Origin of the sequence: Pseudomonas cerasi, assembly GCF_900074915.1 — a bacterium.
Lineage (GTDB): Bacteria > Pseudomonadota > Gammaproteobacteria > Pseudomonadales > Pseudomonadaceae > Aquipseudomonas > Aquipseudomonas cerasi.
Genome location: NZ_LT222319.1, coordinates 4,731,295 through 4,755,925 on the forward strand (window position 1 = coordinate 4,731,295; position 24,631 = coordinate 4,755,925).

General features: G+C 58.2%; 21 protein-coding genes. 10 read left to right on the top strand and 11 right to left on the bottom strand.

The window, feature by feature from the left end; genetic code table 11:
• Nucleotides 1-191: 191 nt before the first annotated feature.
• The 7 genes from PCPL58_RS23410 to PCPL58_RS23440 all read left to right on the top strand — a co-directional run bounded on the left by PCPL58_RS23410 (nucleotide 192) and on the right by PCPL58_RS23440 (nucleotide 8,958).
• Nucleotides 192-1,784 (top strand): ABC transporter substrate-binding protein, encoded by a 1,593-nt coding sequence (locus tag PCPL58_RS23410; protein WP_065350556.1) that lies wholly within the window; start codon nucleotides 192-194, stop codon nucleotides 1,782-1,784.
• A gap of 156 nt (nucleotides 1,785-1,940) precedes the next feature.
• Nucleotides 1,941-3,320, top strand: a complete 1,380-nt coding sequence (locus PCPL58_RS23415; RefSeq protein ID WP_065350557.1) for an OprD family porin — start codon at nucleotides 1,941-1,943, stop codon at nucleotides 3,318-3,320.
• An 82-nt stretch (nucleotides 3,321-3,402) separates the two neighbouring features.
• Complete coding sequence (locus tag PCPL58_RS23420) at nucleotides 3,403-4,998, top strand: ABC transporter substrate-binding protein (protein ID WP_003431611.1); 1,596 nt, start codon at nucleotides 3,403-3,405, stop codon at nucleotides 4,996-4,998.
• A gap of 74 nt (nucleotides 4,999-5,072) precedes the next feature.
• Complete coding sequence (locus PCPL58_RS23425; protein ID WP_003313766.1) at nucleotides 5,073-6,083, top strand: ABC transporter permease subunit; 1,011 nt, start codon at nucleotides 5,073-5,075, stop codon at nucleotides 6,081-6,083.
• Between the two features lie 10 nt (nucleotides 6,084-6,093).
• Nucleotides 6,094-7,005, top strand: coding sequence for an ABC transporter permease subunit (locus PCPL58_RS23430; protein WP_003431612.1), 912 nt, complete (start codon nucleotides 6,094-6,096; stop codon nucleotides 7,003-7,005).
• A gap of 10 nt (nucleotides 7,006-7,015) precedes the next feature.
• On the top strand, nucleotides 7,016-7,984 hold the full coding sequence (locus PCPL58_RS23435; RefSeq protein ID WP_003431613.1) for an ABC transporter ATP-binding protein: 969 nt from the start codon (nucleotides 7,016-7,018) through the stop codon (nucleotides 7,982-7,984).
• On the top strand, nucleotides 7,984-8,958 hold the full coding sequence (locus PCPL58_RS23440; protein WP_003313770.1) for a peptide ABC transporter ATP-binding protein: 975 nt from the start codon (nucleotides 7,984-7,986) through the stop codon (nucleotides 8,956-8,958). Before PCPL58_RS23435 ends, PCPL58_RS23440 begins: the two co-directional genes overlap by 1 nt.
• A gap of 299 nt (nucleotides 8,959-9,257) precedes the next feature.
• On the opposite strand, the gene PCPL58_RS23445 is transcribed toward PCPL58_RS23440, so the two are convergent.
• The 3 genes from PCPL58_RS23445 to PCPL58_RS23455 all read right to left on the bottom strand — a co-directional run bounded on the left by PCPL58_RS23445 (nucleotide 9,258) and on the right by PCPL58_RS23455 (nucleotide 13,351).
• The gene (locus PCPL58_RS23445; protein WP_065351101.1) at nucleotides 9,258-11,780 is read right to left on the bottom strand and encodes a PepSY domain-containing protein; all 2,523 of its coding nucleotides are present in this window, start codon (nucleotides 11,778-11,780) and stop codon (nucleotides 9,258-9,260) included.
• A gap of 36 nt (nucleotides 11,781-11,816) precedes the next feature.
• On the bottom strand, nucleotides 11,817-12,080 hold the full coding sequence (locus tag PCPL58_RS23450; RefSeq protein ID WP_065350558.1) for a binary cytotoxin component: 264 nt from the start codon (nucleotides 12,078-12,080) through the stop codon (nucleotides 11,817-11,819).
• Between the two features lie 107 nt (nucleotides 12,081-12,187).
• Nucleotides 12,188-13,351 (bottom strand): type III PLP-dependent enzyme, encoded by a 1,164-nt coding sequence (locus PCPL58_RS23455; RefSeq protein ID WP_003368674.1) that lies wholly within the window; start codon nucleotides 13,349-13,351, stop codon nucleotides 12,188-12,190.
• A 468-nt stretch (nucleotides 13,352-13,819) separates the two neighbouring features.
• Between PCPL58_RS23455 and PCPL58_RS23460 the strand changes: the two genes are divergently transcribed.
• Nucleotides 13,820-16,294: a M60 family metallopeptidase gene (locus PCPL58_RS23460; RefSeq protein WP_065350559.1), complete on the top strand. Its 2,475-nt coding sequence runs from the start codon at nucleotides 13,820-13,822 to the stop codon at nucleotides 16,292-16,294.
• A 40-nt stretch (nucleotides 16,295-16,334) separates the two neighbouring features.
• Here the strand turns inward: PCPL58_RS23460 and PCPL58_RS23465 are convergent, their stop codons facing one another.
• Genes PCPL58_RS23465 through PCPL58_RS23480 form a run of 4 tightly spaced genes read right to left on the bottom strand, consistent with a single transcriptional unit; the run spans nucleotide 16,335 to nucleotide 19,777 of the window.
• Nucleotides 16,335-17,492, bottom strand: coding sequence for an osmoprotectant ABC transporter ATP-binding protein OsmV (locus PCPL58_RS23465; protein ID WP_003368676.1), 1,158 nt, complete (start codon nucleotides 17,490-17,492; stop codon nucleotides 16,335-16,337).
• Nucleotides 17,489-18,142: an ABC transporter permease gene (locus PCPL58_RS23470; protein WP_005745339.1), complete on the bottom strand. Its 654-nt coding sequence runs from the start codon at nucleotides 18,140-18,142 to the stop codon at nucleotides 17,489-17,491. Before PCPL58_RS23470 ends, PCPL58_RS23465 begins: the two co-directional genes overlap by 4 nt.
• A gap of 13 nt (nucleotides 18,143-18,155) precedes the next feature.
• Nucleotides 18,156-19,049 carry a glycine betaine ABC transporter substrate-binding protein gene (locus tag PCPL58_RS23475; protein WP_003431617.1) on the bottom strand — a complete coding sequence of 298 codons (894 nt, stop codon included), beginning with the start codon at nucleotides 19,047-19,049 and terminating at the stop codon, nucleotides 18,156-18,158.
• 14 nt (nucleotides 19,050-19,063) lie between these two features.
• Nucleotides 19,064-19,777: an ABC transporter permease gene (locus PCPL58_RS23480; protein ID WP_065350560.1), complete on the bottom strand. Its 714-nt coding sequence runs from the start codon at nucleotides 19,775-19,777 to the stop codon at nucleotides 19,064-19,066.
• A 344-nt stretch (nucleotides 19,778-20,121) separates the two neighbouring features.
• On the opposite strand from PCPL58_RS23480, the gene PCPL58_RS23485 reads away from it, so the two are divergent.
• Both PCPL58_RS23485 and PCPL58_RS23490 read left to right on the top strand, forming a co-directional pair.
• Nucleotides 20,122-21,705, top strand: a complete 1,584-nt coding sequence (locus PCPL58_RS23485; protein WP_003368681.1) for a peptide chain release factor 3 — start codon at nucleotides 20,122-20,124, stop codon at nucleotides 21,703-21,705.
• Between the two features lie 314 nt (nucleotides 21,706-22,019).
• Nucleotides 22,020-22,262: a PA4570 family protein gene (locus PCPL58_RS23490; RefSeq protein WP_003368682.1), complete on the top strand. Its 243-nt coding sequence runs from the start codon at nucleotides 22,020-22,022 to the stop codon at nucleotides 22,260-22,262.
• A gap of 79 nt (nucleotides 22,263-22,341) precedes the next feature.
• On the opposite strand, the gene PCPL58_RS23495 is transcribed toward PCPL58_RS23490, so the two are convergent.
• The 4 genes from PCPL58_RS23495 to PCPL58_RS23510 form a co-directional block, all read right to left on the bottom strand.
• Nucleotides 22,342-22,959 carry an FKBP-type peptidyl-prolyl cis-trans isomerase gene (locus tag PCPL58_RS23495; protein WP_065350561.1) on the bottom strand — a complete coding sequence of 206 codons (618 nt, stop codon included), beginning with the start codon at nucleotides 22,957-22,959 and terminating at the stop codon, nucleotides 22,342-22,344.
• A 152-nt stretch (nucleotides 22,960-23,111) separates the two neighbouring features.
• Nucleotides 23,112-23,420, bottom strand: coding sequence for a DUF6482 family protein (locus tag PCPL58_RS23500; RefSeq protein WP_003368683.1), 309 nt, complete (start codon nucleotides 23,418-23,420; stop codon nucleotides 23,112-23,114).
• A gap of 108 nt (nucleotides 23,421-23,528) precedes the next feature.
• On the bottom strand, nucleotides 23,529-24,017 hold the full coding sequence (locus tag PCPL58_RS23505) for a TIGR00645 family protein (protein ID WP_003313787.1): 489 nt from the start codon (nucleotides 24,015-24,017) through the stop codon (nucleotides 23,529-23,531).
• Between the two features lie 213 nt (nucleotides 24,018-24,230).
• Complete coding sequence (locus tag PCPL58_RS23510) at nucleotides 24,231-24,560, bottom strand: PA4575 family protein (RefSeq protein ID WP_032609169.1); 330 nt, start codon at nucleotides 24,558-24,560, stop codon at nucleotides 24,231-24,233.
• Nucleotides 24,561-24,631: the final 71 nt, after the last annotated feature.

Consider the following 24,631-nt stretch of genomic DNA (forward strand, 5'->3'; position numbering starts at 1 on the left):
GCTTTGCAGCCTTCGAGCCTATATACCGCGGGCCTCTGACGACTTACCGTCGAAGGGCAGCGGCAATGGCAGGAAGCCCGTCGCTTCGTGTCCAGGTGCGCCGGGCATGTCGTGCGAAGTTGCGTGGGGCGACGCCTTTGGGCCAGTTAGACATTCGAGCCTCGGCTCATCCTTCGAGGATAGGGATCATCATGCGTAAAACTCTTGCGATGACGTCGTGCCTGGGACTGTTGGCACTGGCCCCGTTTGCCCAGGCGGCAAGCAATCTGGTGTTTTGCTCCGAAGCGAGTCCGGCTGGCTTCGACGGTGCGCAATACACCTCCTCCACCGATAACGATGCATCCGAGCCGATCTACAATCGACTCACCGAATTCAAGCAAGGCGACACCACCGTGGTTCCAGCGCTGGCGACTTCCTGGGACATCTCGGAAGACGGCCTGGTCTACACGTTTCATCTGCGCGAGGGCGTGAAGTTCCACAGCAACAAGAACTTCAAACCCAGCCGTGACTTCAACGCCGACGATGTGCTGTTCACCTTCAATCGCATGCTCAAGCCCGATCATCCGTTCCGTGTCGCTTACCCGACCGAGTTCCCCTACTTCACCAGCATGGGCCTGAACAAGAAGATCAAGTCCGTCGAGAAGACCGACCCGCTGACCGTCGTGTTCACCCTCAATACGGTCGACGCGGCCTTCATTCAGAACATCGCGATGAACTTCGCCGGCATCCTCTCCGCCGAGTACGCCGAACAGCTGATGGCCAAGGGTGACGTACGCGACATCAACCAGCAGCCTATCGGCACAGGCCCGTTCGTGTTTCAGCGTTATCAGAAGGATTCGCAGATTCGCTACAAGGGCAACAAGGAGTTCTGGGACCCGAGCCGGGTGAAAATCGATCAGTTGATCTTCGCCATCGTGACCGACGCCTCTGCGCGCATGCAAAAGCTCAAGGCCAATGAATGCCAGGTCTCGGTCAACCCGCGCCCGGCGGACCTCGCCAGCCTCAAGGCAGACAAAAGCCTGCAGATCATCGAGAAACCAGGCTTCAATCTCGGCTACATCTCCTACAACGTGCGCCACGAACCGTTGGGCAAGCTGGAAGTGCGTCAGGCGCTGGACATGGCCGTCAACAAGAAGGCGATCATCAACGCGGTTTACCAGGGCGCAGGGCAACTGGCAGTCAACGCCATGCCACCGACCCAGTGGTCCTATGACGACACTATCAAGGACGCCCCCTACGACCCGGAAAAAGCCAAGACACTGTTGCGTGCCGCAGGCGTCAAGGAAGGCACCGAACTGACCCTGTGGGCCATGCCGGTTCAGCGTCCTTACAACCCCAATGCCAAGCTGATGGCCGAAATGCTGCAGGCCGACTGGGCCAAGGTCGGCATCAAGGTCAAGATCGTCAGTTACGAATGGGGTGAATACCTCAAACGCACCAAAAACGGCGAGCACGATATCTCGCTGATCGGCTGGACCGGCGACAACGGTGACCCGGACAACTGGCTGGGCACGCTTTACAGCTGCGCTGCGATTGGCGGCAACAACTACTCGATGTGGTGCGACGAAAAATACGACCAACTGGTCAAGGCCGCCGTTGCGACCACTGACCGCGAGAAACGTACCGAGCTGTACCAACAGGCGCAGCGCTACCTCAAGGAACAGGTGCCGATCACACCGGTTGCCCACTCGACCGTCAATCAGCCATTGCGCGCCGAGGTCAGGGACTTCCACGTCAGCCCGTTCGGTCGCAACAATTTTTCAGGCGTCAGCATCGTCGATTGATCGAAAACTCCGCACGCCCTCGCCGTCTTGTGTCACGGCGAGAGCGGGCACTTGCGCGTCGATACCTATAACAACGCAGGACCCAAAGTCCTGCACCACCAAAAGCCAGGCTTAAAGAACTGGCATATAAAAAAGTGATAAAGGGAGCTGCACATCGTGAAAACAACTAGCACTGCATTATTGGCATTGTCTCTCTCGTCGTTTGGCGCACTGGTTCAGGCTGAACCGGCAAGCCAGACGTTCGTACCGACCGAGCTGAGTTCAAAGAATGCACAGGCCGACGCCAACGGCTTTATCGAAGACCAACACCTGACCGGCACGACCCGTAACTGGTACGCCAATGAACTCAAGCGTCGCGGCGAAGTGTTCCGCTACAACGACAACGGCGTTGCCGAGCAGACCTCGCGTCGCATCAACTGGCAGCAGGGCACGATCGTCAACTACACCTCCGGTTATACGCAGGGCGTTGTAGGTTTCTCCACCGAACTGGCGCTGTACAACGCCATTGCGCTGGACCGTGACACCGATGACTTTGCCGGCAACTCCAACCGTACCCTGGCACACAGCGACGGCGATGCAGTGGGTCAGTGGAGCAAGATGGGCCTGGGCAACGTGAAGGCGCGGGTTTCCAACACCGTCCTGACCATGGGTCGCCAATCGGTGAACACCCCGGTCATCGCCTTCATCGGCAACCGCGCACTGCCCTCCAGCTTCCAGGGTGTTGCCGTACAGAGCGACGAGTTGAATAACCTGTCCTTTCAAGCCGGTAGTTTCGACCGCGTATCGCCACGTATGGAACAGAGCCTGGACAAGTTCCGCTCCGAGTACGGTGATCGCAGCAAGACGGCCGACCGTCTGGACATGTTTGGTGGTGACTACAAGCCGACCGACAGCCTGACCGCCAGCTTCTATGCGTCCAACCTCGAAGACTTCTGGCACCAGTACTACTTCGGCTTCACCCACGAACTGGGTGACAGCAAGGTGTTCGCCCTCAGCACCAACCTGAACTACTACAAGACCAAGGATGCAGGTCAGAGCAAGCTGGGCGCGATCGACAACGATACCTACAGCCTGTCCTTCACCGGTACACATAACGCGCACAGCATCAGCGTTGCGTACCAGGAAGTTAACGGTAACGAGTATTTCGACTACGCCCACGACACCAACGCGATTTTCCTGGCCAACTCCCTGCTCTCGGACTTCAACGGCCCGAACGAGAAGTCCCTGCAGGTCGCTTACGTACTGAACATGGCCGAATATGGCGTGCCGGGCCTGAAATTCAACATCTACCAGGCACGTGGCTGGGACATCGACGGTACGCACTACAAGGGCACCGGCTACACCGACGTACTGGCAATGGACGGCGAGACTCACTACGAATACGGCATTGGTTCGTCGTACTCCGTGCAGTCCGGCCCGCTCAAGGCCACTGCCATCCGCGCCACCTACACCACGCACCGCGCCAGCGAGAATCAGGCTGATGGCAACATCAACGAATTCCGTCTGGTGACCACCGTTCCGTTCAACATTCTTTGATTCGCTGAAAACCGTTGGGGCGCAAGGCAATGGCCTTGCGCCCCATCATCACCATCGACGTCAACTCTATGGAGGGTTCACAATGAAACTGTTATCGCTACGCAACTCGATCGCCCTGGCCCTGCTCAGCGTCGCCGTCAGTGTTTCGGCAAAACCCCTGGTGGTCTGCACCGAAGCCAGCCCCGAAGGCTTCGACATGGTGCAATACACAACAGCAGTGACGGCCGATGCCGTGGCTGAAACCGTGTTCAACCGCCTCGCGGATTTCAAACCCGGTACCACGGAAGTGATTCCTGCGCTGGCTGACTCCTGGGAGATCAGCGACGACGGCCTGACGTACACCTTCCACCTGCGTAAAGGCGTCAAGTTCCACACCACCGATTACTTCAAACCGACCCGCGACATGAACGCCGACGATGTGCTCTGGAGTTTTCAGCGTCAGCTGGACCCGAAGCACCCGTGGCATGACAAGTCGAGCGTCGGCTTCCCCTACTTTGAAAGCATGGGCTTCAAAGAGCTGCTGAAAAGCGTCGAGAAAACTGACGACTACACCGTCAAGTTCACCCTGACCCGCCGCGAAGCACCATTCCTGGCCGACCTCGCGATGGCCTTCGCGTCGATCTACCCGGCTGAATACGCTGACCAACTGTTGAAAGCCAACAAGACCGGCGACCTCAACAGCAAGCCGATCGGCACCGGCCCGTTCATCTTCCAGCGCTATGCCAAGGATGCGCAGGTACGCTTCAAGGCAAACCCGGACTACTTCCGCGGCAAGCCGCCTGCCGATGCCTTGATTCTGGCAATCGCCACCGACAACAACGTGCGCCTGCAGAAGCTCAAGGCCAACGAATGTCAGATCGCGCTGTATCCGAAGCCGGACGACGTACCGAGCATCAAGAAAGACCCGAATCTGAAAATCGATGAGCTGGAGGCAATGACCACCGGCTACATCGCTATCAACACCACGCACAAGTACCTGAGCGACGTACGCGTCCGCAAAGCCATTGACATGACGTTCGACAAGAACGCTTATGTCAACGCGGTGTTCGGCAAGGGCAACGCGCTGGTAGCGGTCAATCCGTATCCGCCGACCCTGCTGGGTTATAACAAAGACCTGAAGAACCCACCGATTGACCTCGACAAGGCACGCGCCTTGCTGAAGGAAGCTGGCGTTCCGGAAGGCACCACGTTTACCCTGTTCACCCGCAACGGCGGCGGACCAACCAACCCCAACCCGATGCTCGGCGCGCAAATGATGCAATCCGACCTGGCAAAGATCGGCATCAAGATCGACATCCGCGTCATGGAATGGGGTGAAATGCTCAAACGTGCCAAGAATGGCGAACATGACATGGTGTCTGCTGGCTGGGCAGGCGACAATGGCGACCCTGATAACTTCCTGACTCCGATGCTGAGCTGTGAAGCGGCGAAAAACGGCGAGAACTACGCCCGCTGGTGCAACGCCGATTTCCAGAAGCTGATCGATAAGGCGCGTGAAACAGTGAACCCCGAGGAGCGCGCTGGGCTCTATGAACAGGCCCAGGCCATATTCAACAAGGATCAGCCATGGATCAGCATGGCTCACACCAGAATGTTCACCGCCATGCGTAAAAATGTGGAGGGCTACCAAATCAGCCCGCTCACAACCAACAACTTCGCCACTACCCAGGTGAAGTAGAAAAACAATCCGGCGAGCTCATAACCCGAGACTCACCGGAGCATGCCTAACCGGCTGATGAGGTACACACCAAGATGTTTAGTTTTATCGCCCGCCGAGTGGGGTTGCTGATACCCACTTTCTTCGGCATCACCTTATTGACCTTCGCCCTGATTCGTCTGATTCCGGGCGACCCGGTCGAAGTCATGATGGGTGAGCGCCGTGTCGATCCGGAAATGCACGCTCAGGCCATGGAACGTCTGGGTCTGAACAAACCCCTCTACGCCCAGTACATCGATTACATCGGCAAGCTCGCCCAGGGCGACCTCGGTGAATCGTTGCGTACACGCACCAGTGTCTGGTCCGAATTCACTTCGCTGTTCCCGGCAACCCTGGAGTTGTCGCTGGCGGCGCTGATTTTCGCGGGTATTCTCGGCCTGCTGGCCGGGGTGATCGCCGCACTCAAGCGAGGGTCCCTGTTCGACCATGGAGTCATGGGGATTTCCCTCGCCGGCTATTCCATGCCGATCTTCTGGTGGGGCCTGATCCTCATCATGTTCTTCTCGGTAACACTGGGCTGGACCCCTGTTTCCGGGCGGATCGACCTGCTGTACGACATTCCGCCGGTCACCGGCTTCATGCTGATCGACACGCTGTTGAGTGACGAACAGGGTGCGTTTCTCGATGCCCTGCACCACATGATTCTGCCGGCCATCGTGCTGGGTACCATCCCGCTGGCGGTGATCGCCCGGATGACCCGCTCGTCGATGCTCGAAGTATTGCGGGAAGACTACGTGCGAACCGCCCGCGCCAAAGGCCTGTCGCCTGCCCGTGTGGTCTTCGTTCACGGCCTGCGCAACGCGCTGATTCCGGTACTGACCGTGTTCGGCCTGCAAATCGGTACGTTGTTGGCCGGTGCGGTACTCACCGAAACGATCTTCTCCTGGCCGGGTATCGGCAAGTGGTTGATCGAAGCCATTGGCGCCCGGGACTACCCGGTCGTGCAAAACGGCATTCTGCTGATCGCCTGTCTGGTGATCCTGGTCAATTTCGTGGTGGATATCCTCTACGGCTTTGCCAACCCACGCATTCGTCACCAGCGCTGAGATCATCGATATGAGCACCCCTACTCCTGCGGTAGCAGTCGATCAAAGCCTGCTTTACCCATCCCCGTACAAAGAATTCTGGCAAGCCTTCTCGAAAAACAAAGGCGCGGTTGCCGGCCTGCTGTTCATGACCCTTATCGTGTTCTGCGCCCTGTTCGCGCCCTGGGTTGCCCCCCATGACCCGAGCGAGCAATACCGCGACTTCCTGCTCACGCCGCCGGTATGGCTTGAAGGCGGTCAATGGCAATTCATCCTCGGCACCGACGAACTGGGCCGCGACCTGCTGTCACGCCTGATCCAGGGTTCGCGCCTGTCGCTGCTGATCGGTCTGGCATCGGTGGTCATGTCGCTGATCCCAGGCATTCTGCTGGGCCTGCTGGCGGGCTTTTTCCCGCGCATTCTGGGCCCTTCGGTGATGCGTCTGATGGACATCATGCTGGCCCTGCCCTCGCTGCTGCTGGCTGTGGCCATCGTGGCGATCCTCGGCCCTGGCCTGATCAACACCGTGATCGCCATCGCGATCGTGTCGCTGCCTTCCTATGTTCGTCTCACCCGCGCTGCGGTGATGGGCGAACTGAACCGCGACTACGTGACGGCCGCCCGTCTGGCCGGCGCCACCCTGCCGCGCCTGATGTTCATCACCGTGCTGCCCAACTGCATGGCACCGCTGATCGTTCAGGCCACCCTGAGCTTCTCGTCGGCGATTCTCGATGCCGCAGCGCTGGGCTTTCTGGGTCTGGGCGTACAGCCACCGACGCCTGAGTGGGGCACCATGCTCGCCTCGGCGCGCGACTACATCGAACGTGCCTGGTGGGTCGTGAGCCTGCCCGGTCTGACCATTTTGCTCAGCGTGCTGGCAATCAACCTGATGGGCGACGGTCTGCGCGATGCGCTGGACCCGAAACTCAAGAACGCCGCCTGAGGAGATTCGCATGTCACTTCTTGAAATCAAGAATCTCAACGTCCGCTTCGGCGACGCCAAGGCCGTACCTGTTGTGGACGGCCTGTCCCTGAGCGTCGAAAAGGGTGAAGTACTGGCCATCGTCGGCGAATCGGGTTCCGGTAAATCGGTGACCATGATGGCGCTGATGGGGCTGATCGACTCCCCCGGCATCATCACCGCCGACGCGCTCAATTTCGACGGCAACGACCTGCTCAAGCTCAACGCACGGCAGCGTCGACGCATTATCGGCAAAGACCTGGCGATGGTCTTTCAGGACCCGATGACCGCTCTGAACCCCAGTTACACCGTGGGCTTCCAGATCGAGGAAGTGCTGCGCCAGCACCTGAACATGTCGGGCAAGGCTGCACGCCAGCGTGCACTGGAACTGCTGGAAAAGGTCGAGATCCCTGGCGCCGCCGCGCGCCTGAATGCCTACCCGCACCAATTGTCCGGCGGCATGAGCCAGCGTGTGGCGATTGCCATGGCGATTGCCGGCGAACCGAAACTGCTGATCGCCGACGAACCGACCACCGCGCTGGACGTGACCATTCAGGCGCAGATCATGGAGCTGCTGCTGAGCCTGCAGAAAGAGCAGGACATGGCACTGGTGCTGATCACTCACGACCTGGCTGTCGTGGCCGAAACCGCCCAGCGTGTCTGCGTGATGTACGCCGGTCAGGCCGTCGAAGTCGGGCAAGTGCCGGGGCTGTTCGATGTCCCTGCCCACCCGTACAGCGAAGCCTTGCTGGCCGCCATTCCCGAGCACAGCATGGGCGCCGAGCGCCTCGCCACGCTGCCGGGCATGGTCCCGGGCCGCTATGACCGTCCACAAGGTTGCCTGCTGTCACCGCGCTGCCCGTACGTGCGCGACAACTGCCGAACCGAACGCCCAGCCCTTGATCCCAAGGCGCACAGTCTGGCGCGCTGCTTCTATCCCTTGAATCAGGAGGTGGCGTAATGAGCGTCGTACTTACCGCCCGCGACCTTACCCGTCACTACGAAGTCTCCCGCGGCCTGTTCAAGGGCACAGCGCTGGTGCGTGCGCTTAACGGCGTGTCCTTCGAACTGGAAGCCGGCAAGACCCTGGCTGTAGTCGGCGAGTCCGGCTGTGGCAAATCGACACTGGCGCGCGCGCTGACGCTGATCGAAGAGCCTTCATCCGGCTCGCTGAAAATCGCCGGTCAGGAAGTTGCCGGGGCCAGCAAGGCCGAGCGCAAGCAGTTGCGCAAGGACGTGCAGATGGTCTTCCAGAGTCCTTATGCCTCGCTCAACCCGAGACAGAAAGTCGGGGATCAGCTCGGCGAGCCGCTGCTGATCAACACCAGCCTGTCAGCCGCCGAACGCCGCGAGAAAGTCCAGGCGATGATGGCCCAGGTCGGTTTGCGCCCTGAGCACTATCAGCGCTACCCGCACATGTTCTCCGGCGGTCAGCGTCAGCGTATCGCGCTGGCTCGGGCAATGATGCTGCAGCCCAAGGTGCTGGTAGCGGACGAGCCGACTTCAGCGCTGGACGTGTCGATTCAGGCGCAGGTACTGAACCTGTTCATGGACCTGCAGCAGGAATTCAACACCGCCTACGTGTTCATCTCCCACAACCTGTCGGTGGTGCGCCATGTCGCCGATACGGTATTGGTGATGTACCTGGGCCGGCCTGCGGAAATGGGTCCCAAGGAAGAGATCTACAACCGTCCGCTGCACCCGTACACCCAGGCGCTGCTGTCGGCGACTCCGACCATCCATCCGGACCCGCTCAAGCCGAAGATCAAGATCGTCGGCGAGCTGCCCAACCCGCTCAACCCGCCAAGCGGCTGCGCCTTCCACAAGCGCTGCCCCTATGCGACCGAGCGTTGTGCAGCCGAAGTGCCAGAGCTGCGCCTGGTGGATAACCGCCAGGTGGCTTGCCACTACGCCGAGCAATTTGTAGCGGCGTAGCTAAAAGCCAAAAGACTATCGTGCCCACGCTCCAGCGCTCAGCGTTATACACAAGTACGCTTTTGATTCTGGCCAGCGGCCGTGGGAGCGAGCTTGCTCGCGAAGAGGCCAGTAAATCCCCTGAAAATGGGGCGTCTGGGCCATCGTATTCGTGAGCAAGCTCACTCCCACAGGGCTCTTGGACGCCCCGCGTCCGGTTTTGAGTATGTGGTGCGGCGCAGATTTGTGACGCAGAGCGTCAACCAAGGCATTCCCACGCTGGAGCGTGAGGAACGATACCCTCAACTATCGTGCGATGCTTAATACACATCCCGCCGATAACGCCCTTCCTCGATCAATTCGCTGATCGCCTGCTCGCCCAGCACCTCGTTCAACACCTGATCCACGCCCGCCGCCATACCCCGCAAGCTGCCACAGATGTAAATCGCAGCCCCTTCGTCGAGCCATAGACGCAGTTCCTCGGCCGCCTCGCGCAAGCGATCCTGCACGTAGATTTTCTCTGCCTGATCGCGGGAAAAAGCCAGGTCCAGGCGCGTCAGGAGACCAGCCTCCAGCCAGCCCTGCAGCTCAGCGCCGCAATGAAAGTCATGCGCCCGGTTACGTTCGCCGAACAGCAACCAGTTGCGCACCTGACCTTGAGCGATACGCGCCTTGAGCAGGCTGCGTAAACCGGCCAGCCCCGTACCATTGCCCAACAGGATCAGCGGGACAGGTTCGACAGGCAGATGAAAGCTGCTGTTACGGCGCAAACGCAGGCTGACGGCACCGCCCACGGCACAATGTTCGGTAAGCCACCCCGAACCCAGCCCCAGGCTACCGTCGGCATGCACTTCCTGACGCACGATGAGTTGCAGAATGCCGTCCTGCGCAATTGAGGCAATCGAGTATTCACGTACGGAGACCGGCATCAGCGCGTCGATCAACGCTTGCGCATGCAGCCCCACCAGATGTGAACGGTTCTGCGGTAACTGGCGGCTTTCCAGCGCCTGCGCGAGCGGCTCCTGCAAGCCATCCACGCTGACCGATGCGCCCGGATCGACACCCAGCCCGGCGAGAAACGGCTCAATGACCTGCAGTGTGTGGCGCGGCATCACCTCGACCAGATCCCCCGCCTGCCAATGCGCAAGGGCTGGCGGCGTCAGGTCCAGCAGATAGACCTCCGAACCACTGCTGCCAGCGTTTAAAAGCACGCGCCGGGCCAGCGTCCAGTTCTCGAAAACCGGTGTCTGCCAATGCGCTGCCGGCACGGAGCCAGTCAACTGCCCCAATTGCTGCTGCCAGTGTTGCAGGGCCACAGGATCGGCGCTGTCCACTTCAACAGGCGGAAACACGCTGCGCCCGCCCTGCTCGGTCAACCAGTCATGCAAACGATGGGCAAAGCCGCAAAAATGCGCATACTGCCGGTCGCCGAGCGCCAGAACGGCGTAATCGAGCTGGTTCAGTGAAAGCGGACTACCCAGCAGATTGCGCTCAAAACGTCGGGCACTGTCCGGTGCCTCTCCGTCACCAAAGGTACTGACAACGAACAAGGCATTGCGGCTTCGGCATAGCTCTTCTTCGCTCAGATCGCCCAGTTGCTTCACGCGCACCGACAATCCTGAAGCCTGCAACTGGCCAGCGGTCTGCCAGGCCAATTGCTCGGAGAAACCGCTTTGACTGGCGAAACAGACGAGCCAGGATGCGTCATCGTCGTGGTCATCACCCTGAACCTCGCCGCGTGCACGCTCGATATCACGCTTCTTGCGACGTCGATCCAGGTACAGCAACCAGCCAGTAATGAAGAACAGCGGCATCAGCAACGATGCGCTGGTCATGATGATTCGACCGACGAGCCCGAAGTAGCTGCCGACGTGCAGCGCATAATTGCTGGCCAGCAATTGCGCACCGAAACTGCGCTCGGCACAGCGTACAACCGAGCTGACCTGACCATTGGCCGGATCAAGGGTGATGGTGTTCAGCGCGCGCGGGTGCGGTGAATCCTTGAGCAGGTAAAACACCGTGGCAGGCTGACCGCCCGCAGCAGGCAGGTGCAAGTTGTAAGCGCGCAAGTCCGGCCCGGCGGCCTTCTGGATACTGTCCCAGACCGCCACGTAATCGACCACCAAGGGCGATCTTCCAGCAGCCTTGGCTGGCGCAGCGACGTCTTCGTTGAGCGGCGAATCCCCGATCAGTTTATTCAGACCGTTGCTCACCCAGTCATACGACCAGGTGAGTCCCGTGAGGGCGAACAACAGGTAGAACAACAGGCACCAGGTGCCGAAGACCGAATGCAGGTCCCAATTGAAACTTCGGCCTTTCTTTGCCCAGTCAATCGTCAGCCAGACCCGCCAGTTCCGCACTGCGCGAGGCCAGCGCAGGTACAGCCCGGACAGGCAAAAGAACACCAGAATCAGCGTACACGCCGCCGTAACCTGCTTGCCCGCCTCGCCCATGGCCAGATAACGGTGCAGCTTCAGGACAAAGTCGAAAAAACCCTCCCCTACTGCATTGCCTTTAAGCTCGCCGGTGTAGGGGTCGAAATTGCGTTTGGGGCCTCGACGCTCACCTGCTTTGGGCGTGAAAAACACCTGAGCGACACGGTTGCCAGTGGTTTCGACACGCAGAATAGCGACCGTCAGGCCGGTCGCGGCCTCCAGCCTGCGCACCAGTTCAACGGGTGGCAGCGTGGCACCACGCGACTCGACCAACAGCACATTCGGGTTCAGCGCGTCGAGAATTTCGTCCTCGAACGAATACAGCGCACCGGTCATCCCCATTAGGGTCAACACCAGACCTGCCGTGATCCCGAAGAACCAGTGCAACTGAAACAGGACTTTCTTCAGCACGCTCGCCACTCTCACTCATATTTCGCGGCGCAATTAATGCACTGACGGCCATGGCCTGTCTATCTGTAACGTGTCTTTTGCATGTTTCAACGCTTCGAGCAATTTGCTCATCTCGCGAACGTAATCGGTCTTGCAAACCTCGACCGAGGCAAGGGCCGAGAGCTGGTCACGCTTGCCCACTTCGACTTCCAGCGCTGCACGCTTTTCGTCAACCGCTGCCTGCAGTTCGGTCAACTGCGTTCGCTGCTTTTCCCTCAAGCCTACCAACTGATCCTGGAACGTATCGGGTTTCGGCAAAAAAAACGCTGCACTTATCGTACGGATCAGCGCCTAAAGGCTTATATAACTATTTTTTTACGGGCAAAAAAAAGCCCACTTTCATGGGCTTTTCTGACGCAGGTAATTTACAGGTAGAACGACTTCAATGGCGGGAAGCCATTGAATTCCACTGCGCTGTAGCTGGTGGTGTAGGCACCGGTGGACAACCAGTACATACGGTCACCGATGGCCAGGTTGAGTGGCAGACCGTACTTGTAGTTTTCGTACATGATGTCGGCGCTGTCGCAGGTAGGGCCGGCGATGACCACTTCTTCCATTTCGCCTTTTTTCTCGGTCCAGATCGGAAACTTGATGGCTTCGTCCATGGTTTCGATCAGACCGGAGAACTTGCCCACGTCGGTGTATACCCAACGCTCGACCGCAGTACGCGACTTACGGGCGACCAATACCACTTCGCTGACCAGAATACCGGCGTTGGAGATCAGCGAACGGCCTGGCTCCAGAATGATTTCCGGCAGGTCATCACCGAAGTCTTCCTTCAGGAAGCGGATGATCTCTTCAGCGTAGGTTTCGAGGCTGTTGGTGCGGGTGATGTAGTTAGCCGGGAAGCCGCCACCCATGTTGATCAGCTTGAGAACGATGCCGTCTTCTTCTTTCAGACGCTCGAAGATCACTTTGACCTTGGCAATGGCAGCATCCCAGACGCTGATGTCGCGCTGCTGCGAGCCGACGTGGAAGGAGATGCCGTAAGGCACCAGACCCAGGTCGCGGGCAAGAATCAGCAGGTCCATGGCCATGTCGGTCTGGCAGCCGAATTTGCGCGACAGAGGCCAGTCGGCAGTGGTCGAACCTTCGGTCAGAATGCGCACATAGACTTTCGCGCCCGGTGCGGCCTTGGCAATGTTGCGCAGGTCGGCTTCGGAGTCGGTCGCAAACAAACGCACGCCCTTCTCGTAGAAGTAGCGAATGTCCTTGGATTTCTTGATGGTGTTGCCGTAGCTCATGCGCTCCGGACCTACACCACAGCTCAGGACCTTGTCCAGCTCGTAGATCGACGCAATGTCGAAGCTCGAACCCTTTTCCTTGAGCAGATTGATGACTTCAACGGCAGGGTTGGCCTTGACCGCATAATAAACCTTGGCGAATTCGAAGCCCGCACGCAGGTCGTCATATGCCTTGCTGATGATGTCAGTATCAATGACCACGAACGGGGTTTCTTGCTTGTCAGCGAACGCCTTCATTTTCTTGAAGGTTTCGGCTGAGTAGTAGTCTTCGACATTGATCGGCATGCTGCTGGAACTCCTATTGGCAAACGGTATTGGTCAATGGGTACAAATGAACGCCCTCCGTATCCCCACTTTGGTTCGCCTACTTCCCAAGGCATGTCGCCGAAAGCAAAAAGGCCCTGAAGGGCTGCCTTCCTGGCCTTGCTGTCTCGTCGTCAGTACTTGAGCCGGATGGATCGTTTCCAGCATGGACGTTCGGCGCGAACTTTAGGACCTGAGGGGCCGGATATCAACAAAAAATGTCGCGTTTTTGCACAGGGCTCTTGAGTTGCCTTCCCAAGGACCTGTTTAACCGACCTGCATGACAGGCAGATGTTCCCCACCTCCGTCGCCAATGCCTTTTCGCAGCACGCTGGGCATCACCTTATTCACCGGCACGCAAAGCAAATCAGCCTGTCAGTTCTGTCAGTAGACGGATGCAGGGGTTGCGCGCTCAATAAACAGCTCAGACCGCCTTTTCAGGTAACGATCATGGATGACCGACACCTTCACGCCGCAAGCTCCGTTGCGCCCAGTGCAGTTCAAGCCCGGTGGCAAGCCTTCGGCTTCGGATCTGCCGAAAGTCATCGCCAACGTCACGCCCGTACCAGGACACACACCGACTTTCAGCCGACTAATATTTATGTAACGAAAGGCGATCGGCTGGAAACCACAGCAACCAGTCTGTACATGAATCTGGTATCTGCAGTGATCGGGGTGCCAGAACTGGATACCCCCACCTCGTACCCGCTGAATCGTGGCATGAACATTCTTGTCGCTACCAACACAGGCCTGCTGGGCTTCACCAACCTGGACCCCCTTGGCCACGTGGTTCTGGACATAACAGGACAGTACAACCATGTGCCGTTTTTCAGAATGGATATGACCAATCTGGAATGGGAACAGCAAATGGCGCACTACAGCGAAGCGCCTGTCGTGCTGCTTACCAGCCCGAGGGCTATTGTCGTGGTGCGCTATCAGAGCGCACAGCTCTATCTGACCGATCCCGTAAAGCTGATGGGCAATTTCGATGGTGCCATTAGCGCGCAGGATGGTATTTCAGGCTTGATCGACTACGGCACGATGGAATGGGCGCTTGATCCCAGTAAACATTTCTACGTGGAAGCGGACCGGCTTTACATGTTTGCCACAAACGGTCATATGGGGTTTAACGGATCGGCTGCGCTGGCGCGTTTACTGTCGACCGCCCCTGAAGATGGTTGGGGCCCTTGGCACGAAAGCGGCCATCAACGACAACTCAGCCCTATGACATGGGGCACCGGCACCGGAATGACAGAGGTCACGGTCAATCTCTACTCGATGGCCGCCCAAGAGTTTTTCCTTGGCCGTGCTACAGGCGCCGACTCCAGTTACGCCCCTGTGAAAGAGTACCTGGCCAGTAGCCTGCGAGCGTACGACAACATCAAGGAGGCCGGACACAAGCTTGTCATGCTCTGGCAATTGCGTCTTAGCTTCGGTACTTCGTTCTACCCGCAATTGCACCAGCGCTATCGGCTCATGCACAACCCGCCCACCGTCAGCGACGATAAAGCGCAGCGCTTCATCGTCGAAACCTCGCTGCTGAGCCACCTCAACCTGGCGGAATTCTTTGATCGCTGGGGATTGTACCCAACCCCTGAAACCCTCAACCAGATCGCCGACCTGCCCGCATTGACACGGGCCATTTGGGAAAATGACGCTGAGACGACGATCCCAATCGATCTGCCGTTGCTCACTTACACCCCGCCGCTTGCCCATATCCTGTCCAGCGTGCACAGCACCTTTCAAGACCGGATAAAGTTTACCGTTGCCAAGCAATGGTACACGCCATACCGTTACGAAATAACGCTCAACGGCACGCTAGTGGCGTGGGCAGACAACGGCGAACACGTGGGTTGTGAAGCCCGTATCGAGGAAGGCATCGCCTACGTTGAAGCCAGCACTCCCCTCTCCGAAGGGGATGAGGCGTCAGTCAAGGTGTTTGCTGGAGGCAAGCCATACACTGTGGCCAGCACCGCATCACGACCCATCCTGCTGTTCAATATCAAGGCCATGTTTACCGATGACCGTTGTGCTGAACTGAGGCCCGGCATTACCCAGCCAAGGCTTGACGTTCTTTTCTTCAATCTGGAGAAAGAAAAGACCGATGAACTGCACGGCCGACTATTGAACCGTGCACAACGGTTGCTCCTGCAAAAAACCATAAGAAGCGTGATCGTCAGCGCAGGACTTGTCCAAGTGACGTTCGAGGGTGAGGCTTTCAAGAATTATGATTACACGATCGTCTTCGGAGCCCCTCCTTATGCAACGCTTGAGAAGGGCTACCCCAACGGCTCAGGACTTATTGACAACACCTGGATACGCCTCGGCGGCGTAGGCCATCAAGAGGTGACCATCACGGCAATTGCAGGCATAGGGAAACCCTATACCCTGTTCTCCGGCAACGTCGAACAGGCAAAAATCGCCCTGCCCATCCGCCAGCTCTTCACCGACTCAACGATGACCCAACTGGTAGCAGGTGTCGATCAGGCAAGCGTTGATGCCCTGTACATGACCGTCAATGGCAACCCTCTCATCAACGTGACAAACCGGGCGTCTTACCGTTCTTATCTGGCCATTGCCCAGAGTATGTTGTTGCGACTGACAGTCGCGAAGGTCGTCAGAACAGATGACCTGCTGGAGGTCTATTTCGAGGGAGACACGTTTAAAAAGCTTAACTACAAGCTTTTGGTCAACGACCTCTATGCCTCCGAGATCACCCAAGGCAAAGCCTACTATTCAAGTGTGTCCAACCGGATCTGGACCAGCAGCAAGAAGTTCGAGGGTAATGACCACTGTAAAGTGAACGTCGAGTATCAGGGGGTCGTGACAACGTTGTATGAGAGCGACGCTGCAGACGCAATGACTGCGTCTGCATTGCAGGAAAACAACGTCACTCAATGTGGCATGGAGAATTTCCAAGTGTGAACATTGCCGCCAGCCATGATGCTGGCGGCAATACATCCGGTCAGGAAGCCACTTGCTCGGCTGGCGAGACAATACTGGTCTTCATGCCACGCGAACGGCCGGAGCTCAGATAAGCCGCAATGGACTCTTGCGTCACTTCACCCAGGAACACGTTCTCGGCGTCCAGCACCGGCAGCCAGGCGCGGTTGAACTCGTACATGCGCGACAGCAGGATGCGCAAGTGCTCGTCGTAAGCGGCGGTGGCGTTGAATTCACGCAGGAACTGCGCGCACGTGCCCTGCTGACGGTGCAGGTCACGACGACGTACATAGCCCATCGCCTTGTTCTCGCTGTCGGTGACCACGATATAGCGACGGTCGTTTTCGTCCATCACTTCCAGCGCATCGGCCACCGGGGTTTCCGGGCTGACCGATGGCGCGTTGTCGGCGGCGTCTTCGGCCTTGACCAACAGCAGACGCTTGAGGGTGCTGTCCTGGCCGACGAAGCTGCTGACGAAGTCGTCGGCCGGATGCGCGAGCAAGGTGTCCGGGTGATCGATCTGCAGCAGTTTGCCACCACGGAAGATCGCGATCTTGTCGCCCAGCTTGATGGCTTCATCAATGTCGTGGCTGACCATGATCACGGTCTTGTTCAGCGCGCGCTGCATCTCGAAGAACTCGTTCTGAATCATCTCGCGGTTGATCGGGTCGACCGCACCGAACGGTTCGTCCATCAACAGCAAGGGGGCGTCGGCTGCCAGGGCACGGATCACGCCGATACGCTGTTGCTGACCACCGGACAGTTCACGCGGGTAGCGATGCAGGTACTGTTTGGGCTCCAGCTTGATCATGCTCATCAATTCACGAGCACGGTCATGGCAACGCTGCTTGTCCCAGCCGAGCAGCTTGGGCACGACCACGATGTTTTCTTCGATGGTCATGTTCGGGAACAGACCGATTTGCTGAATCACGTAGCCGATGTTGCGACGCAGGGTCACTTCGTCCAGATCAGTGGTGTCTTCGCCATTGATCAGCACTTTGCCGGAGGTCGGCATGATCAGGCGGTTGATCATTTTCAGCGTGGTGCTCTTGCCGCAGCCCGAGGGGCCGAGGAAGACGCAGATTTCGCCTTCGTTGACCGTGAGGCTGACCGAATCGACAGCCTTCACTTCTTTGCCGTTGCTCTGGAAAGTCTTGGAGAGGTTCTGGAGTTCGATCATTTCAGTAATCCTTTTGGAGTCAGCGTGCGTTGCAGCCATTGCAGGAGAAGGTCGGCGATGATGGCCAGAATGCTGACCAGTACCGCGCCGACGATCAGCATCGACATATCGCTGCGGCTGATAGAAGCAAGAATGAGTACACCCAGACCACCGGCACCGATGGTCGCGGCAATGGTCATGACACCGATATTCATCACCACGGCGGTGCGCACACCGGCGAGGATCACAGGCACGGCGATGGGCAGCTCGACCATGCGCAAACGCTGGCCGAAGGTCATGCCGATGCCTTTGGCGGCCTCGCGGATACCCGGTTCTACGCCAGTCAGCGCCAGGTAGGTGTTACGCATGATCGGCAGCAGCGAATAGAGAAACACTGCGGTAATAGCCGGCATCGGGCCAAGGCCCTGGCCGAATTTGGAGTAGAACGGCAGCAACAGGCCGAACAGGGCAATCGACGGCACGGTCAGCAATACCGTGGCGCTGGCCTGCAACGGGCCCGCCAGTGCTGGAAAACGCGTCATCAGCACGCCCAGTGGCACGCCGACGAGAATCGCCAGGGTCACGGCAATGCCCACCAGCGTAATGTGCTGCCAGGTCAGTTGCAGAACCTGTGCCCAGTCCAGATGGGAGAAGGCGCTCAAGAAACTCATATCGTCTCCTTCCTTAATTCAATGGGTGCTGGCGCAGAAAGTCTGCAGCAACCGTGGAGGGGCTTTCATGGCCGACGTCGACGCGCGCGTTGAGGTCGATCATGGTCTGGTTGTCCAGCAGGTCAGCCAGCGGCTTGAGCAGCGTGGCGATGTCCGGATGCTTGTCCAGATATTCCTGACGGATCACCGGCGCTGCGGTGTAGTCAGGGAAGTAGTGCTTGTCGTCTTCCAGCACTTTCAGCTTGAACGCATTCAGACGACCGTCGGTTGTGTACACCAGACCGGCGAAAACCTGACCGTTGCGCAACGCGGTGTAGACCAGCCCGGCGTCCATCTGCCGGGTGTTTTCACGACCGAGGTTCATGTCGTAGTGCTTGACCATACCGATAAGGCCGTCGGAACGGTTGGCAAACTCGGTGTCCAGCGCTACGACATGACCCTCTTTGGCTTCGTCCTTGAGCACTTTGGTCAGGTCGGTCATGGTGTTGATCTGCGGGTACTTGTCAGCCACTTTCTGCGGCAGTGCCAGCGCGTAGGTGTTGTTGAACTTCGACGGTGAAAGCCAGACCAGGCCTTTCTTCGCATCCACTTCCTTGACCCGCGCATAGGTCTGGGCGCTGTCGAGTTTTTCGTCGATGTGGTTGTAGGCCACCAGCGATACACCGGTGTATTCCCACAGCAGATCCAGCTGACCGCTCTCCTGAGCGCTGCGCGCCAGGTTGCTGCCAAGGCCGCCGGTAATCTGGACGTCGTAGTTCTTGGTCCGCAGGTATTGCGCGGTCAGTTCGGCAAGCATGGTCTGTTCGGTGAACACCCGTGCGCCGATACGTAGCAGCGGCTTTTCCGCAGCCTGGGCAAGTGCCGGAAACAGCAAGGCAAAGCCTAAAAACAAGCATATTCTTTTCATGAGAATTCCTTCGCTCAGCGAGCCAGTCCGCGTTCCAGCCAAAGACGACTGGCCAGTGTCACCAGACCATCAAGCAGTAGCGCCAGCAGAGCGGTACACGCTGCACCCAGCACCAGTTGCGGCTGGTTGTTCAACGCAATGCCCGGAAAAATCAGGCTGCCAAGGCTGTTGGCGCCGATGAGAAACGCCAGTGGCGCGGTCCCGACATTGATCGCCAGCGCGGCACGCACACCGCCGACGATGATCGGCACGGCGTTGGGCAGCTCGACACGCCACAGCACCTGACGCGGAGTCATGCCAATACCGACGGCAGCTTCCTTGAGTGAACCCTGGACGTTTTTCAGGCCTTCGTAGGTGTTACGCACGATAGGCAACAGAGAGGCGAGGAACAGCGCGAAGATCGCCGGCCCGCTGCCGATCCCGAGAATTCCGAGGGCAATGGCCAGAACGGCGAGAGGAGGAACGGTGTTGCCAATGTTGAAGATCTGCATGAAGCGTTCAGCGCGGCCAACCATGCTCGGTCGGCTGAGGGCAATGCCTGCAGGGATGCCGACCACCAGGGCCGCCAACATTGAAACCAGAACCAGAATCAGGTGAGCCTGAAGGTAGAACAGCAGGTCATCCTGGTATTGCTTGATAGTACTGATGCCGATCCAGTGGATCAGCAGGGCCAGGAGTGCGATCGCAACCGCACCTCCCAATAGCCCCTTGCCATAGCGATTTGCCACAGGCGGACTCCTTATTTCAGTCGGCGAACGCGTTGACCTGGACGTCCGGAAAGGACGCCGGCAATGACGTTCGCGAAGAGCAGCGGGTGGGTCGCCGGTAAGGGTTTAACCTCGGCGAAAACACAAGCCATAAGCGCAGCTTCGTCAAACCAACATGCTGATGAATCAGCCCCTTGCGTTGGCTTCGTTGCGAGCCTTGACGGGGGAGTGGACGTCTCCACGACCTGAAAGGTTCCCACACGAGACATTATCTGGCCATCGTTTATTGTCTGAACGGTTCGGTTATTGCCGCGAGTTGAGCTATAATCTGCGCCCTTTTTCAATCCCATCCCAGGCGATTTCCCATGACCCAACAGGCCGCCGAAGTCGCGAAACGCCGCACTTTCGCCATTATTTCCCACCCGGATGCGGGTAAAACCACCATCACGGAAAAACTCCTGCTGATGGGCAAGGCCATTTCCGTCGCCGGTACGGTCAAGTCGCGTAAATCCGACCGTCACGCCACCTCCGACTGGATGGAAATGGAGAAACAGCGTGGTATCTCCATTACCACGTCCGTGATGCAGTTTCCGTATCGCGACCACATGATCAACCTGCTCGACACCCCGGGCCACGAAGACTTCTCCGAAGACACCTATCGCACCCTGACGGCAGTCGACTCGGCCTTGATGGTCCTCGACGGCGGTAAAGGCGTCGAGCCACGCACCATCGCGCTGATGGATGTCTGCCGTCTGCGCGACACGCCTATCGTCAGCTTCATCAACAAGCTCGACCGCGATATCCGTGACCCGATCGAGCTGCTCGATGAAATCGAAGCGGTCCTCAAGATCAAGGCGGCACCGATCACCTGGCCGATCGGTTGCTACCGGGACTTCAAGGGTGTCTACCACCTGGCCGACGACTACATCATTGTCTACACCGCAGGTCACGGCCACGAGCGCACCGAAACCAAAATCATCGAGAAGCTCGATTCGGACGAAGCCCGCGCTCACCTGGGCGATGAATACGAGCGCTTCGTCGAGCAACTGGAGCTGGTGCAGGGTGCCTGCCACGAATTCAACCAGCAGGAATTCATCGACGGTCAGCTGACCCCGGTGTTCTTCGGCACCGCGCTGGGCAACTTCGGCGTCGATCATGTACTCGATGCCGTGGTGAACTGGGCGCCCAAGCCGCTGGCACGTGTGGCCAACGAGCGCACCGTCGAGCCGGCGGAAGAGAAATTCAGCGGTTTCGTGTTCAAGATCCAGGCGAACATGGACCCCAAGCACCGCGACCGCATCGCCTTCATGCGGATCTGCTCGGGCCGTTACGACAAGGGCATGAAAATGCGCCATGTGCGTCTGGGCAAGGACGTACGGATCGGCGACGCGCTGACGTTCTTCTCGTCGGAGCGCGAACAACTGGAAGAAGCCTATGCCGGTGACATCATCGGTTTGCACAACCACGGCACCATCCAGATCGGCGACACCTTCACCGAAGGCGAAGCGCTGGGCTTCACCGGTATTCCGCACTTCGCACCGGAGCTGTTCCGTCGCGTACGCCTGAAGGACCCGCTCAAGTCCAAACAATTGCGTCAGGGTCTGCAACAGCTGGCCGAAGAAGGCGCCACGCAGGTGTTCTTTCCGCAGCGCAGCAACGACATCATCCTCGGCGCCGTCGGTGTGCTGCAGTTCGATGTGGTCGCCAGCCGTCTGAAGGAAGAATACAAGGTTGAATGCGCCTACGAGCCGATCACTGTGTGGTCTGCCCGCTGGATCGACTGCGACGACAAGAAGAAGCTCGAAGAGTTTGAGAACAAGGCGGTGGAAAACCTGGCAATGGACGGCGGCGGTCACCTGACCTACCTCGCCCCTACCCGCGTGAACCTGGCGCTGATGGAAGAACGCTGGCCCGACGTGAAATTCCGCGCTACCCGCGAGCATCACTGACAGGCCGACGGTGTCGCTGTGTGACGCAGAGCATCACGAACGGCATTCCCACGCTGGAGCGTGAGGAACGATAGTTCTCTAACTATCGTGCCAACGCTCTGCGTCGAGCGTGAGGAATGATAAGCGTCCGAGAGAACACCTATCGTGCCGATGCTCCGCGTCGGCATGCCGTTCTGGACGCTCCGCGTCCTCTCTCGACCGGCATTCGCTGATCTGGATCAACCACTCAGCGCAAAATGAGAATTAATCTCAATAGAGCCTTGCTATTATCCCGATAAGAATTATTCTCATCTGACTTGCACAGGAGATGAGACATGACCTATTTGATCGATGCATGGCTGGACAGACCCCACCCTTACCTGAGAATTCTCCACCGCGAGACGGGGGAAGTGTGTGCCGTACTGGAAGAGGAAGCGCTGGAGGAGTTACGCGATCAGGGCGATCTGGATGTGTGCAGTTTGAGTTCCAGCGAGCCATTGGTGCTCAAGGAACTGGTGAGAAACCTGTTTCTGTTCTGCTACGCGCGGGCGTTGCGCCCCATGAGTGAGTTGCACTGAGCATGAAGCATCAGCACAACTGCGTCGCTGAACGAATCGGCGCGATTCGTTCAGCGACTATCTGCATCGACCGGGTCGCTTACAGAACGTCCAGCAGTTCCACATCAAACACCAGCACGCTGTGCGGTGCGATGCTGCCTACACCCTGAGCGCCGTAAGCCAGCTCGCTCGGCACGTGCAGACGCCATTTGCTGCCGGCGTTCATCAGTTGCAGCGCCTCGGTCCAGCCGGCAATCACGCCGCTGACAGGAAATTCGGCCGGCTCGCCACGATCGTAGGAGCTGTCGAAGACGTTACCGTCGATCAACGTGCCGTGGTAGTGAACGCGTACCTGATCTTCACGGGTTGGCTTAGGGCCAGTGCCAGCGGTCACGACTTCGAATTGCAGACCCGAAGCCAGGGTGGTCACGCCTTCGCGCTTGGCGTTTTCAGCCAGGTAGGCCTTGCCGACGCCCGCAGCCTGCTCGGCTTTGGCGGCTGCTTCAGCCTGCATGATTTCGCGGATGACCTTGAAGCTGGCGGACATTTCTTCCTGACCAACACGGCTTGGCTGACCGCCGAACGCATCGCGCAGGCCTGCCACGATGGCTTCCAGGTCGACACCCGGTGGCGGGTTGTCGCGCAACTGATCGCCCAACTGACGGCCAATGCCGTAGCTGACGCGGGTTTCGTCGGTGGACAGATTGACTTCGGACATGACACTGCTCCGTAGAGGGGCACGCAGTCGGTATCGCGCAAAACCTGAACGGCAATCACGCTATACGCTGATGCGCCCCGAACCAAAAGGCCGAGCAGCCTAGCACAATTGCCGCTACAGCCCCTACCGCAGCAGCAATACGCGGCTGGCGATCAGGACCAGGAGGAATGAAACGAGATCGGCAGGCGCATTTCAGAGCGGTCATTGACCGGCATGCCGCACAGCTCGTCATGGACCACACAATGGACCAAGTAAAAAGGCACCACCGGTATGTCCTTGAGCAAATCCCGCGCATGCTCCACCGAGCGAAGATGCAGGGTCTTGCCCGCTGGGTCCTTGAGCATCACCGAAGTGCCATTCATGCGCACATCCAGCAGATAGATGCCGCCTTCGATGGAGATCAGGTTCAGCTCATCGACCCGCCCGGCCTGGGCGTGGTCGATAAATTCCTGATAATTCATGATCGAACCTCCTGCGCAAATGCCTGATGCATCGGAACGGACGTTTTACAACACACAGCGCCGACATGCCAGAAACGATAACACCCGCCCCTTTCATCGCGCGTCGCCTTAGTGCTTGGTGACCTTGTCCAGATAGCCCATCGCAAACGCCGATATCACGAACGTCATGTGGATAATCACGTACCACATCAGGTATTCGGGCTTGATGTTGGTGGCATCCATGAACACCCGCAACAGGTGGATGGAGGAAATCGCGACAATGGATGCTGCAACTTTCATCTTCAACGAAGACGAATCCATAGTGCCCAGCCAGTTGAGCTTTTCCTTGTCCTCGTCGATGTCCAGCTGCGACACGAAATTCTCGTAGCCGGAGATCATCACCATCACCAGCAAGCCACCGACCAGCGCCATGTCGATCAACGACAGCAGCACCAGAATCAGGTCAGCTTCGGCCAGCGAGAAGATGTTGGGAATGACATGAAAGATTTCCTGGAAAAACTTCAGACACAACGCCAACAGGCCAAGGGAGAGGCCGAAATAGATCGGCGCCAGCAGCCAGCGCGATGCGTACATGGCATTTTCAAAAAAACGTTCCATTGATACTCGCAAGGTGTTTTGAAGGAGCGGGCGAGTATATCAGCGGTAATGCACCGCTCTGGCCGTGCGACAAAATATCGCACAGCGGCAGTTAGCGCACTTGAGAAACCGGATTGAAGGCTAGGCTCTGTACGAAAAGTCAGCGAGCGGAGGTGTCAGGCGAGCCTGTTTTTAACGAAGCATCACCGAGCGCAGCCACTTTTCGTACAGAGCCTAGAACAGCGACGAACTTTGACAGACCGTCCTGCCGCTATCGATACGGCGCAGTTCGGCCTGAATGTGCAGCATCCAGATAGGTACGTCATCGGCACATTGATAACCATGCAACGACAGGCTTTCGAGAATGCTGGTCAGCACCGATTGCGCTGCGGGCAGGCCCTTGAAAGGCCCTTGGGTCTTGATTGCGGAAGGCTGTTCCTCGGCCATTCCGGCCGCGAAGAGCACCATCCATTGTCCGCTGTCATGAGGGAGGGGCCGGATGACGCACTCGATACGTGTCATCAGCCCCATGCATTCTCGGGTAAGGCAAAGGCTACGCTGCATGATGCGCTCCTGATCAGCAACAATATTCATCCTTCTCGTGAAACAGGATTTACGCCAATCTCTTTGGCCAC

Coding starts and splice junctions, on each gene's coding strand:
- PCPL58_RS23410 (WP_065350556.1), top strand. CDS start 192: ATGCGTAAAACTCTTGCGATGACGTCGTGCCTGGGACTGTTGGCACTG.
- PCPL58_RS23420 (WP_003431611.1), top strand. CDS start 3,403: ATGAAACTGTTATCGCTACGCAACTCGATCGCCCTGGCCCTGCTCAGC.
- PCPL58_RS23425 (WP_003313766.1), top strand. CDS start 5,073: ATGTTTAGTTTTATCGCCCGCCGAGTGGGGTTGCTGATACCCACTTTC.
- PCPL58_RS23430 (WP_003431612.1), top strand. CDS start 6,094: ATGAGCACCCCTACTCCTGCGGTAGCAGTCGATCAAAGCCTGCTTTAC.
- PCPL58_RS23435 (WP_003431613.1), top strand. CDS start 7,016: ATGTCACTTCTTGAAATCAAGAATCTCAACGTCCGCTTCGGCGACGCC.
- PCPL58_RS23440 (WP_003313770.1), top strand. CDS start 7,984: ATGAGCGTCGTACTTACCGCCCGCGACCTTACCCGTCACTACGAAGTC.
- PCPL58_RS23455 (WP_003368674.1), bottom strand. CDS start 13,351: ATGCCGATCAATGTCGAAGACTACTACTCAGCCGAAACCTTCAAGAAA.
- PCPL58_RS23460 (WP_065350559.1), top strand. CDS start 13,820: ATGGATGACCGACACCTTCACGCCGCAAGCTCCGTTGCGCCCAGTGCA.
- PCPL58_RS23465 (WP_003368676.1), bottom strand. CDS start 17,492: ATGATCGAACTCCAGAACCTCTCCAAGACTTTCCAGAGCAACGGCAAA.
- PCPL58_RS23470 (WP_005745339.1), bottom strand. CDS start 18,142: ATGAGTTTCTTGAGCGCCTTCTCCCATCTGGACTGGGCACAGGTTCTG.
- PCPL58_RS23475 (WP_003431617.1), bottom strand. CDS start 19,049: ATGAAAAGAATATGCTTGTTTTTAGGCTTTGCCTTGCTGTTTCCGGCA.
- PCPL58_RS23485 (WP_003368681.1), top strand. CDS start 20,122: ATGACCCAACAGGCCGCCGAAGTCGCGAAACGCCGCACTTTCGCCATT.
- PCPL58_RS23490 (WP_003368682.1), top strand. CDS start 22,020: ATGACCTATTTGATCGATGCATGGCTGGACAGACCCCACCCTTACCTG.
- PCPL58_RS23495 (WP_065350561.1), bottom strand. CDS start 22,959: ATGTCCGAAGTCAATCTGTCCACCGACGAAACCCGCGTCAGCTACGGC.
- PCPL58_RS23500 (WP_003368683.1), bottom strand. CDS start 23,420: ATGAATTATCAGGAATTTATCGACCACGCCCAGGCCGGGCGGGTCGAT.
- PCPL58_RS23505 (WP_003313787.1), bottom strand. CDS start 24,017: ATGGAACGTTTTTTTGAAAATGCCATGTACGCATCGCGCTGGCTGCTG.
- PCPL58_RS23510 (WP_032609169.1), bottom strand. CDS start 24,560: ATGCAGCGTAGCCTTTGCCTTACCCGAGAATGCATGGGGCTGATGACA.